The sequence below is a fragment of the Streptomyces sp. URMC 126 genome, assembly GCF_051386555.1.
Classification (GTDB): Bacteria; Actinomycetota; Actinomycetes; order Streptomycetales; family Streptomycetaceae; genus Streptomyces.
In genome coordinates this window covers 1-5,610 of sequence record NZ_JBPQTX010000399.1, presented here as the reverse complement: position 1 = coordinate 5,610, position 5,610 = coordinate 1, and the positions used below count along the sequence as shown (strand labels likewise).

At 72.4% G+C, this 5,610-nt stretch carries 6 protein-coding genes; 3 read left to right on the top strand and 3 right to left on the bottom strand.

Annotation, left to right across the window (positions count from 1 at the left end; all coding sequences use genetic code 11):
• Nucleotides 1-129 precede the first annotated feature (129 nt).
• The 3 genes from ACSNOK_RS30050 to ACSNOK_RS30040 all read left to right on the top strand — a co-directional run bounded on the left by ACSNOK_RS30050 (nt 130) and on the right by ACSNOK_RS30040 (nt 1,501).
• Nucleotides 130-294, top strand: a complete 165-nt coding sequence (locus ACSNOK_RS30050; RefSeq protein ID WP_004947509.1) for a hypothetical protein — start codon at nt 130-132, stop codon at nt 292-294.
• 84 nt (nt 295-378) lie between these two features.
• Nucleotides 379-954 carry a dCTP deaminase gene (dcd, locus tag ACSNOK_RS30045; protein WP_004947512.1) on the top strand — a complete coding sequence of 192 codons (576 nt, stop codon included), beginning with the start codon at nt 379-381 and terminating at the stop codon, nt 952-954.
• A 49-nt stretch (nt 955-1,003) separates the two neighbouring features.
• Complete coding sequence (locus ACSNOK_RS30040) at nt 1,004-1,501, top strand: phosphoribosyltransferase (protein WP_185944345.1); 498 nt, start codon at nt 1,004-1,006, stop codon at nt 1,499-1,501.
• 70 nt (nt 1,502-1,571) lie between these two features.
• On the opposite strand, the gene ACSNOK_RS30035 is transcribed toward ACSNOK_RS30040, so the two are convergent.
• The 3 genes from ACSNOK_RS30035 to ACSNOK_RS30025 all read right to left on the bottom strand — a co-directional run.
• A complete protein-coding gene (locus ACSNOK_RS30035) occupies nt 1,572-3,581 on the bottom strand; it encodes a fibronectin type III domain-containing protein (protein WP_436783957.1) in 2,010 nt (669 codons plus the stop codon).
• A 156-nt stretch (nt 3,582-3,737) separates the two neighbouring features.
• Nucleotides 3,738-5,009: a Yip1 family protein gene (locus tag ACSNOK_RS30030; protein ID WP_436783956.1), complete on the bottom strand. Its 1,272-nt coding sequence runs from the start codon at nt 5,007-5,009 to the stop codon at nt 3,738-3,740.
• Nucleotides 5,010-5,206: 197 nt separating this feature from the next.
• A partial coding sequence (locus ACSNOK_RS30025) for a hypothetical protein (RefSeq protein WP_436783955.1) occupies nt 5,207-5,610 on the bottom strand: 404 nt, incomplete at its 5' end.

Sequence of the window (5,610 nt, the reverse complement as noted above, 5' to 3'; positions counted from 1 at the left end):
GATGGCGGCGGCGACACCGCGCCGGCGGGGGTAGCCGGCCCGGGGGTGGTGGGAGTGCCGCGCGCGAGCGCGTCCCATACATCCCCTAATGTGGCTTTTGTCTTTCACGTCCATGGGGAAAGGGACTCGATGGAGCGCACCGTCGTCCGTTGTGCCGAGGGGCACGTGTTCAGCACCGCTTCGTTCCCGATGCAGAACCTCGGTCCCGGCCGGATCGGTCCCGGCCGGCTGCTGCGCTGTCCGCGCTGTGCGCGGCTGCGGCACTCGGTGCCGGTGGGGCAGCAGAAGCGGTGATCGTCACGCGGTGAGCGGCAGCGCGGGCCCGGTCCGGGAAGGACCGGGCCCGCGTTGTCCTTCTTCTCCGCGTATCCTCGACCCGTGCTTCTCTCAGACAAGGACATCCGGACCGAGATCGACGCCGGCCGGGTGCGGATCGACCCGTACGACGCCTCGATGGTGCAGCCGTCGAGCATCGATGTGCGCCTCGACCGCTATTTCCGGGTGTTCGAGAACCACCGGTACCCGCACATCGACCCCGCCGTGGAGCAGGCGGACCTCACCCGTGAGGTGGTGCCGGAGGGGGACGAGGCGTTCATCCTGCACCCGGGCGAGTTCGTGCTGGCCTCGACGTACGAGGTCATCACGCTGCCCGGGGACATCGCCTCGCGGCTGGAGGGCAAGTCCAGCCTGGGCCGGCTCGGCCTGCTGACGCACTCGACCGCGGGTTTCATCGACCCGGGGTTCTCCGGTCACGTGACGCTGGAGCTGTCGAACATGGCGACGCTCCCGATCAAGCTCTGGCCGGGGATGAAGATCGGGCAGCTGTGCATGTTCCGGCTGACGTCGCCGGTCGAGCACCCGTACGGGTCCGCGAAGCACGGTTCCCGGTACCAGGGCCAGCGCGGGCCGACGCCGTCGCGGTCCTTCCAGAATTTCCACCGCACGCAGGTCTGACCGCGCAGGGCGCGCAGGTCCGACGACCAGGGAACAGGGCGAAGAGCAAGTGAGTGACATCCGCGAGAACCTGACCTACCCGATCTTCGGGCAGGCCATCCGGGAGCTGGCCCAGACCGTCGCGGACGACGGCTACGAGCCCGACATCATCCTGTCCATCGCGCGCGGCGGCGTCTTCGTCGCCGGCGGTCTCGCCTACGCGCTGGACTGCAAGAACATCCACCTGGTGAACGTCGAGTTCTACACCGGCGTGGGGTCGACGCTCGAGATGCCGGTCATGCTGTCGCCCGTCCCGAACGCGATCGACTTCTCCAACAAGAAGGTCCTGATCGCGGACGACGTCGCGGACACCGGCAAGACGCTCAAGCTCGTCCACGACTTCTGCCTGGAGCACGTCGCCGAGGTCCGCAGCGCGGTGATCTACGAGAAGTCGCACTCGCTGGTGAAGTGCGAGTACGTGTGGAAGCGCACCGACGAGTGGATCAACTTCCCGTGGAGCGTCGAGCCGCCGGTCGTGCGGCGCGAGGGCCAGGTCCTCGACGCGTGACCCGGACGGTTCGGAGCGAAGGCCCCGGTTCCCCCCTAGGGGAGCCGGGGCCTTCGCCGTGCGCCCGGTGTCAGCCGCGGCGGACCGCGGTGTCGGAGAGGCCCGACGTGCGTCCCTGCACGTCGACGGCCATCACCCGGTACTGGTAGCCGGTGTTCGGGACGAGCTTGGTGTCCGTGTACGAGAGCGCGTACGGGATCTCGGTGATCAGGGACGGGTTGACCTTGCCGCCCTCGTAGCGGTACACGCGGTACTTCTGGATCCGGGCACCCCGCGGGTTGTCGGGCTGCCGCCAGGTGAGGGTGATGGCGTTCCGGTTGACGACCGCCGTCAGGTCGGTCGGCCGTGCCGGGTCCTGGGCGGTGCTCGGCAGGCCGCGCCGGCCGAGCGCGCGGTTGCTCCGCTCGGACTCGTTGCCGTCCCGGTCGACGGCGGTGAGCACGTAGAAGCGGTACATGCCCGGGGTGGTGTCACGGTCGATGTACTGCTGCGCACCGGGGATGTCGGGCCGTACGGTGGCGATGAGCTCGTAGGGCTCGCCCTCGTCGTCGGCCCGGTAGATCCGGTAGGTCTCGGCCCGCCGGCTCTCGTTCCAGCCCAGGAGGACGTCGCCGCTCCGGTCCTGGCTGGCGGTGACGTAGCGGGGCGCCTCCGGCGGGGTGAGGTTCGGGCTCCGGTAGGCGGCGGTGACGGACCGGGCGGACTCGTTCCGGTGGGTGTCCACGGCGATGATCGTGTACACGTACACCGTGCCGTCGTTCTTGGGACGGTCGGTGTACGAGGTGCCCTCGACGCGTTCGGCGACGGTCGTCCACGGCTCGTCGTAGCTGCCGCGGCGGCGCTGGACCCGGTAGTGGGAGAGGTCCGGTTCGGTGTTCCCGTCCCAGGTCAGCCTGGCCGCCTTGCCTTCCGTCTCCACTCGGAGTCCGGTCGGGGCGGCGGGTGCGGTGGTGTCCGTCACGCGGGGGCGGTCGGCTTTGACGACCGCGGAGGCGGGGCTTTCGGCTCCGTCCGACACGCTGGTGACGTAGTAGTACACCGCCGTGTCGAAGGGGGCGGTGGTGTCGATGTACGCGTAGCCGCCGAACGGCTCCCGGGTGAGGCGGGTCCAGGGGCCGGACGGCCTCTCGGACCGGTAGACGTGGAAACCGGGGCCCGGGGCGGCCTGCCAGGTCACGGTGGTGCCGTCCGGTTCGCCGGAGGCGGCCACGTCGTGCGGGGCGGGCAGGGCCGGGACCGGCTTCCCGGGCGTGGTGATCCGCGCCTCCGCCGAGCGGCGGGAGACGTTGCCGGCCTTGTCGGTGGCGGTGACGGCGTACGCGTAGCCGTCCCCGTTCGCCTTCGGGCGGTCGGTGAAGGAGGCGGCGGTCAGGGGCTTCTTGCCGCTGACGACGGTCCAGGCGCCGGGCTTGCCGCGGGCGGGCAGGACGCGGCGGTGGACGGTGTAGCCGGCCAGGTCCTGCTCGTTGTTGGGGGTCCAGCGGAGCGTCGTTCTGCCGGTCTTGCGGTCGAAGGCGGCCCGGACGCCGGCCGGGGCCAGCGGGGCGGTCTTGTCGTCGGCCTTGGCGGTCACCGGCGTGTAGGAGAACTTGACGTTCGCCGGGCCGGTGAAGGCCGCGTAGTTCACCCGGAGTGTGTGCTTCCCCTTGGGGACGGTGACGCGGACGGCCTTCTTCCGGGTCTTCGGAACGTCCTTCCACTCGTCGATCTTGAGGACGTTGTCGAGGTAGACGCGGACGCCGTCGGTGGCCTCGGCGGTGAAGGTGAACGGCCCGCCGGAGCCGAAGTCCCGGGTGGTCGTCCAGCGCACGCCGAAGCCGTCGCGCGGCAGGCCGGTACCGGCGGGGGCGCCGGTGCCGTAGTTCTCGGCGATGACGTCGTCGCAGGCGGTCTTCTTGGGGGTGCCCCGGAAGGTGGTGTTCGGGAAGAACTCGGCCTTCCAGACGCCGGGGGCGCAGCCGGCCGGCGCCGCGTGGGCGGTTCCCGCGGGGAGGGTGAGTCCGAGGGCGGCCGAGGCGAGGGCGAGGGCCGCGGCCGGGGCGCGGCGGAGAGCGGTGCGGCGATGCGTGCTGAGGGTCACGGTGGTCCTTGATGATCCTTGCCGGGAACGACTGCGGCGCAAGGGTGTGGGGGGACGCCGCGGTGATCGTTGCACGCCGGACGGCCGGGTATAGGGGCGGGGCCCCGGAGGCGAACATTCCGTTCGCTTCCGGGGCCCCGTGCGGTGGCCGGTGGGCTACAGGGTGCCCAGCTTGATGATCGACAGCAGGGCGGCCAGCTGGATCGCCGACGCGCCCAGCGCCTTCGGCCAGGGGATGTCGTGCGACTTGCTCACCATCGAGGTGAAGAGGTAGCCCGCCAGCAGCCAGGTGGCCCAGCCGAGGAGCTGGACGACCGGGTTGTCACCGCCCAGGAAGACCGCGAGGACCAGTCGCGGGGCGTCCGTGATCGACATGATGAGGAGGGAGAGGCCGATGGTCGGCTGCCACAGGCCGTCGCCGCCCAGCTGGCGGGCCAGGGTGTGCGTCACCGCGCCGAGGATCAGACCGGAGACGAGGACGATCACACCGGCGATCAGGACGAGGGGGATGCTGTTGGCGAACGTCGCGTTCAGCACGTCCTCGCGGGCCTTGTCGAACCCGAAGACCGCGAGCAGACCGTAGACGAAGGTGACCAGCAGCGCGGGGACCCACATGGGGTGGTCGCGCATCCGCCAGAAGGTGGCGGACGGGCGCAGCACGAGGCCGGTCAGGAGCTCCTTCCAGTGCAGCTTGGGGCCGGGCGGGGGGCCGTTGTACGGCGGGGGGTCGTCGTAGCCGTCGTCCCCGTAGCCGTCGTCTCCGTACCCGTCGCCGTGGGAGCCGCCCCCGTAGGGGCCGTCCCCGTAGGGGGTACCGCCGCCCTGGTGCGGGTACGCGTCGGGGGCCTCCCCGAGGCCGAACTGCTGGGTGCTGCCCTGCCGGTTGCCCGGATGCCCGCCTGGATGGCCGCCCTGGCCGGGGCCGCCGGGGCCGGGGTGCGGGCTGGCGGGGCCGTAGGGGTCGTACGACGGGTCGGGGCGCCCGCCGTGGGCGCCCTGCGGGTACGGCTGCCCGGGGCCGTGGCCCTGGCCCTGGCCCTGACCATGACCGTGGCCCGGGTAGGGCTGCCCGCCCTGGCCGCCGTGTCCGCCGTAGGCCGGTCCCCCGTACGTCTGCTGCCCGCCGTAGGACGGTCCCGGGCCCTGCGGGGGCCCGGGAGGCGACGACGGCTCGCCGCCGAAGTACTCCGGCTCGTCCCGGCCGGCGGCCGGACCGCCCTGTCCCCCCTGGCCCCCCTGCGCCCCTTGTCCCCCTTGCCACTGCTGTCCGTGCCAGCCGCCGGGCGCCCCGGGGGTGTGCCCGGCCGCCCCGCCGGGCGCGCCGTACGGGGCGCCCCCGTAGGGGCCCTGCTGCCCGGGGTGTCGTGCTTGTCGTGCGGCGTTGCCCTCTTCCGAGTCCCGTCCGCGTCCCATCCTGAATCCAGCCACGCCTTCGAACGTACCCGCTCCCGGGAATCGGTGGTGCGGGGGCGGGGGCGCAGGGGCTTCCTTGCTGCTGAGCTGTGACATCCCCTAAGGGAAAGACCCGGGAAAGAGTGGGGTTTGGGGGGCTGGGAGACGGCTTAGGGGCGAGCGGGACGAGGGTTCGCGGGGGCGTTCGGCCGGCGTACGGCGGGGTCGTCCGCTCAGTGCCCGCCGCGCGGTTCCTCGCAGCCGTTCCCGCCGCCCTCCATGTAGTGGCCGTGGGCCTCGGCTTGGACCCGCGTCCGGTCGACCGTCCCCTTCACGCAGATCTCGGGGAGGGCCACCGTGTACGCGGTCCCCTCGCCGTCCGGGGTGAGCGTCAGGGCGTCCTGTCGGTACCCGAGGTGCCGCAGCGCCGGTTCGACGGCCTTCGGTCCGGTGGTCTTCGCGGCCCGCAGCTTCTCCAGGGCGTCCCGGACGCGGGCCGCCTGGGCGTCCGCCTCGCGCCGCTGCCCGGCGGAGAGCGGGATGGTGCCCCGGTAGGCGTGGTTCTCGGCGTAGTGCGGCGCGCCGTCGCCGGGAGCGCCGGGGGGGGGGGGGGGGGGGGGGGGGGGGGGGGGGGGCG

What these genes read in the sequence shown, in the direction of transcription:
- ACSNOK_RS30050 (WP_004947509.1), top strand. Translation starts at nt 130, where the DNA reads ATGGAGCGCACCGTCGTCCGTTGTGCCGAGGGGCACGTGTTCAGCACC.